3 protein-coding genes are annotated in these 5,473 nt (G+C 46.1%); all 3 read right to left on the bottom strand.

Features of this window, described 5'->3' with window-relative positions:
- Positions 1 to 158: 158 nt before the first annotated feature.
- The 3 genes from QUA16_RS33250 to gcvP all read right to left on the bottom strand — a co-directional run bounded on the left by QUA16_RS33250 (position 159) and on the right by gcvP (position 5,273).
- Complete coding sequence (locus tag QUA16_RS33250; RefSeq protein ID WP_333108663.1) at positions 159 to 419, bottom strand: hypothetical protein; 261 nt, start codon at positions 417 to 419, stop codon at positions 159 to 161.
- A 146-nt stretch (positions 420 to 565) separates the two neighbouring features.
- Positions 566 to 1,948: a serine/threonine-protein kinase gene (locus QUA16_RS33245; RefSeq protein WP_333108662.1), complete on the bottom strand. Its 1,383-nt coding sequence runs from the start codon at positions 1,946 to 1,948 to the stop codon at positions 566 to 568.
- A 358-nt stretch (positions 1,949 to 2,306) separates the two neighbouring features.
- Positions 2,307 to 5,273 carry an aminomethyl-transferring glycine dehydrogenase gene (gene gcvP / locus QUA16_RS33240; protein ID WP_333108660.1) on the bottom strand — a complete coding sequence of 989 codons (2,967 nt, stop codon included), beginning with the start codon at positions 5,271 to 5,273 and terminating at the stop codon, positions 2,307 to 2,309.
- Positions 5,274 to 5,473 lie beyond the last annotated feature (200 nt).

Here is a 5,473-nt window from a genome sequence, read left to right as displayed (position 1 = left end):
AAGTTAGAGCGGCGGATTGAATTTTCTAAAGTTATGTCATTTTCTTATTAACAAAAATAGTTTTCTGCACCACTAAGTTAATTCAATTATAGTTGGTAAATTTTCTATTTCCTCTACTTCTGTTGTAATTATGAACTTACACTAGGCAAATACGGCGGCTACGGCTTGTGGCCGATGGGTACAAAATATGCAACTGGATACAAATAATCTTCGCCAGATTCGTCAATAACTCGGATCAATTGATGTTCCCCAGCGCGATTATCTGGGATTATTTGGTAGATTTTCCGTACTTCCAATGATGCTGGATAGTCTTGATTGTTGATGCAAATTACAAATTTTGTTTCTAAGTTATGGAGTTTGGAGGCTGTTGGTGGGGAGGCAGAAACCGGGTTTCTTCCTGAATCTGGGTGATGATACATAAATTATCGCAGAAACCCGGTTTCTGAGATTGATTTTACTTTGATTATTTGCTCGTTATGTCCCGACAACCCCGTCGGAAACCTAGACAGGGCATGGCTTCGTGGTTTTGGGCTTTGTTATAAATCTTGATGAAATCCTGAAACGCTTAGATGTTACACTTTATAAGTCTCGACTCGAGACGCAAGAATAGAATATGTTCACCTTTTCTTCTGTGTTCAAATCCCATTGCATTATCTAAAAAATCCATATCCTCCTCCTGAAATGAATCCTCCATCCTCCAACCACCCGCTGGGAGGTTAGCTTCTGGTGATTTTTCTGAAAAAGTGAGTGAGCTATAGTACAGCCATGAGTTATTTTTTCTCCAGCCTACGCGATCGCCAAACTTCTCCCAAATTTCCTTATCATATTTACTGGTTCCCCCCAAACTTTGATAGATGCGCTTCTGCACGCTAAAGCCGAAGCGCCCATTACTGTATTTTACCCAAAGTTGGTCAATGGTACGCAAGTCCTCGCAGGGAAATTTATCAATACTTTCTGTATCCAGCCATCCTTTTTCCTCCCTACCCGCCACCTTTAACATCACTCTCCGCGTTTCCTCATCGGCCTCTTTCCACTTTTTAGCAGCCAATAAATTCCGCAAGTTTATATAATCCATCCCCACGGCTGAAACCACCCACGCAGTCTCAGCAGCCACTTGTTTCAGTATCAGCAAATCCAACCATTCCTGCACCGACTGCGGGCGATTTTGCGGTTCCAACTCCATCCCTTTCAGAATCGCGGCATTCACCCTGTCGCTAATCTCAGAATTGAATTGCTTTGGCGGAGTTAAAGAAATATTTTGCTTCCTGAATTGCGACGGAAACGGCAACTCACCAGTCAACATTACATAAAGCGTTGCTGCTAGGGAATAAACATCAGTATAAGCACCAACTTCGGCGCGTTTTTCTGATAATTCAATAGGTGCGTAAGACTTTGTACCGGAATTAGTATTTGTCCTCAATTTCCCCGGCGCTGTCGCCTGTCGCGCTATGCCAAAATCAATCAAAACTGCTTCAAAACCCCGCTTTCTGAGCATAACATTTTCGGGTTTAACATCGCGGTGAGTAAGTCCCTGCTGGTGCACAAAACTCAGAGCTCTTCCGACTTGTTGAATAATTGGGAAAGCTTTCGCTTCGGACAAAATGCCGTTATCTTCGAGATATTCTGCTAAATTAGTGCCGTCGATTAATTCCATCACCATGCACCACAATTCGATATTTCCTGCCATTTCGGGAAATACTTCGTAAACTTGGACGATGTGGGGATGGCTGCATCGGGCTAAAGATAATGCTTCGTTGACAAATTTGGTTTGGTATTCGCGAAAGTTTGGTTTACCTTGAACGTTGGCATTTAGGGTTTTGATGGCGACTATTTTGCCTTCTTTGGGGTTTTGGGCGCGGTAGGTGACACCGAATCCGCCGCCGCCGAGGATTTCTTCGATTAGGTATTTGCCGTTGTGGATTTGTTGTCCGGGGGGCCAGTGCCTCATGAGGGGTATGTGAGGATGTGGGGATGATGGTTTTGATTGTAGCTGAGATGGGGAAATTTTTGTTGAGGCTTTGGGTGATATCGTTTACGGTTGTTTCGGAATGATTTAACCGCAGAGGCCACAGAGGGCACAGAGGAAGAGAAGAGAGAGGTGATGTTGATAAACCGGGTTTTTTTACCTAGATATTCGGCATCTATCAAACCCGGAGATCCCCCCTAGCCAAGAGGGCGGGCACGGGGCACCGCCCCTACAAGGGGGGACTGGAAGCGTTCTCAAAGTCAATCCCTACTCCCCTTCTTAAGGGGGATTTAGGGGGATCTAGACTCAGATATAAACGAGATTTAAATGGATTACACTCTTAATTGTAAGCCTCCATTGGCAAACAAGAACAGACAAAATTGCGATCGCCAAACGCATTATCTATCCGACCCACCGCCGGCCAAAACTTATGTTCGCGAGTCCAAGGTGCCGGATAAGCCGCTTGGGCGCGAGTATAAGGACGATTCCACTCATCAACCATCAGAGATTCTGCGGTATGGGGCGCATTTTTCAAGACGTTATTTTGCGCGTCAACATTGCCTTTTTCAATCTCCGCAATTTCAGATCTAATCGCAATCATTGCATCGCAAAAACGGTCTAATTCCTGCTTCGATTCGCTTTCGGTAGGTTCCACCATTACCGTACCAGCAACCGGCCAAGAAACCGTCGGCGCGTGATAGCCGTAATCCATCAACCGTTTAGCGATATCTTCGACTTCAATAGCCGCAGATTTTTTGAGCGATCGCAAATCTAGAATACACTCATGCGCCACTAAACCAGCTTTCCCTTTGTACAAAACTGGATAATAAGATTCTAACCGTTTTGCCATGTAATTAGCATTAAGAATTGCTACTTTTGTCGCATCAGTTAAACCGAATCCTCCCATCATCCGAATGTACATCCAAGAAATAGTCAAAATGCTAGCACTTCCCCAAGGCGCCGCCGAAATAGCACCAACTGATTTTTGTTGACTGTTGACTGTTGACTGTTGACTGTTGACTGTTGACTGTTGACTGTTAAGAATAGATGTACTGGGCAAAAATTCTACCAAATGAGACATTACCCCAATCGGCCCCATTCCCGGCCCGCCGCCGCCGTGGGGAATACAGAAAGTTTTGTGCAAATTCAAGTGACAAACATCAGCGCCAAAATCACCGGGGCGGCACAAACCAACTTGAGCATTCATATTTGCGCCGTCCATATAAACTTGTCCGCCGCAGTTGTGGACAATATCGCAAATCTCTTTAATTTCTTCCTCAAAAACGCCGTGCGTTGATGGATATGTCACCATCAAAGCCGCCAGTTCATTTTTGTGCTTCTCGGCTTTTTTATGTAAATCTGCGACATCAATATTACCCTGGGAATCGCACTCGACAGCAACTACTTTCATCCCCGCCATCACTGCGCTAGCCGGATTTGTACCGTGGGCTGACTGGGGAATCAAACAGATATTTCGGTGAGATTCGCCTCGGTGTTCGTGGTATTGGCGAATAACTAACAAACCCGCGTATTCGCCCTGAGAACCGGCGTTTGGCTGCAAAGAAATTCCCGCAAAACCTGTGATTTCTGCCAGCCACTGTTCTAGTTGCACGAACATCATTTGATAGCCGCGAGTTTGATCGCGGGGTGCAAAGGGATGTATCTTGCCAAATTCCGCCCAAGTCACCGGCATCATCTCTGCTGTTGCATTCAATTTCATTGTGCAAGAACCCAAGGGAATCATCGATGTATTTAGCGATAAATCCTTGGCTTCTAAACGGTGCAAATAGCGCAAAAGTTCAGTTTCTGAATGGTAGCTGTTGAAAACTGGATGGGCGAGATAGCTGCTGGTGCGATCGCAAAAATCTGGTAAGGTCAAATATGAACTCAATGCGTCGGCATCCAGCGAAATGTTGAGAGCATTCTGCCCGTCGGCCCTGATATAATCCTTATCCTGTGCAAAAATTTTCCACAACTCTTGCACATCTTCAACGCTGACAGTTTCATCTAAAGTGATTCCCACTGTCGAATCATCGAAAACTCGGAGATTAATTTTGCGTACTTTAGCAGCTTCTAGAAGTTCTGACAGCGGTTTGTCTCCCACTTCTACCCGCAAAGTATCGAAGAAAGGTTGAGAACCAATTGTGTATCCGAAACTTCTTAAACCGGATGCCAAAAGTGCTGTTAAAGTCCGTACTTTCTCAGCAATGTCTTTTAGTCCAGACGGGCCGTGATAAACAGCATACATACTCGCCATCACTGCCAGCAAAACTTGAGCCGTACAAATATTGCTGGTTGCTTTTTCGCGGCGGATGTGTTGTTCGCGAGTTTGCAAGGCTAAACGTAAAGCAGATTTGCCGTTGGCATCTTTAGAAACGCCGACAATTCTCCCCGGAACTTGCCGTTTAAACTCTTCTCGCGTGGCGAAATAGGCTGCGTGGGGCCCTCCGAATCCCATCGGCACTCCGAAGCGCTGAGTGCTTCCTACGGCTATATCCGCGCCGAATTCGCCGGGGGGTGTGAGCAAGCAAAGGCTCAATATGTCGGCGGCTACTGTGACTAATGCGCCGACTTCGTGTGCCGATCGAATAAAATCGGTATAGTCGTAAATTGCGCCGTCTGTGGCGGGGTATTGCAGGAGAGCGCCGAAGATTGTACGATCGAACTCAAAGCTTTGATGGTCGCCGACAATTACCTCAATTGCCAACGGCTTAGCGCGAGTTTGCACAACTTCAATAGTTTGAGGGTGGCAATCTTGGGAAACAAAAAACGCTTTTGCCTTATTTTTACTCGCGCCGTAACTCACCGCCATCGCTTCCGCCGCCGCTGTCCCTTCATCCAGCAAAGAAGCGTTGGCAATTTCCAAACCCGTGAGGTCAATTATCATGGTTTGGAAGTTCAGTAAAGCTTCCAATCGCCCTTGAGCAATTTCGGCTTGGTAGGGAGTGTAAGCTGTATACCAGCCGGGATTTTCTAGGATATTCCGCTGGATGACCGGGGGAGTTATGCAGTCGTGATATCCTGTGCCGATGTACGATCGAAATACCTGATTTTTTGCAGCAATTTCTTTCAATTCTGCCAAAGCGCTGTACTCGCTTTGCGCTGCGGGAAGTTGTAAGGGTTGAGAAATGCGAATCGCCACTGGAACCGTTTTGTCAATTAACTCATCGAGGCTGGAAATCCCCAAAACATTGAGCATTTGCTGGATTTCGCTGGGTGTCGGGCCAATGTGCCGGCCCGCAAAACCATTGATGGAGGAAAGGTTTTGCTGCTGACTGGGTTCAAGTTGAGGGCTGTAGAGTACCAAGGCGGATTCTCCTGAATAGACTTTTGCTTCTTTGTTTGTAACATTTTGCTAAGAAAACCAGGAAGATTTTCTGCGTCTATCAAAGTCCGAGAGTCCGATAGTCCGACAGTCCGACAGTCCGACAGGGGTTGAAACCCCTGTCTCATAGCTAAAGTCGTCTGAAGACGACTAAGGAAGATTTTTTGCGTGTATCAAAGTCC

This window comes from Microcoleus sp. S13_C3 (assembly GCF_036700905.1).
Lineage (GTDB): Bacteria > Cyanobacteriota > Cyanobacteriia > Cyanobacteriales > Microcoleaceae > Microcoleus.
This window is presented reverse-complemented; position numbering and strand designations above follow the sequence as displayed.

Bases quoted from the DNA above. Each gene is read 5' to 3' on its own strand.
- QUA16_RS33245 (WP_333108662.1), bottom strand. From the start codon at position 1,948: ATGAGGCACTGGCCCCCCGGACAACAAATCCACAACGGCAAATACCTA.
- QUA16_RS33250 (WP_333108663.1), bottom strand. From the start codon at position 419: ATGTATCATCACCCAGATTCAGGAAGAAACCCGGTTTCTGCCTCCCCA.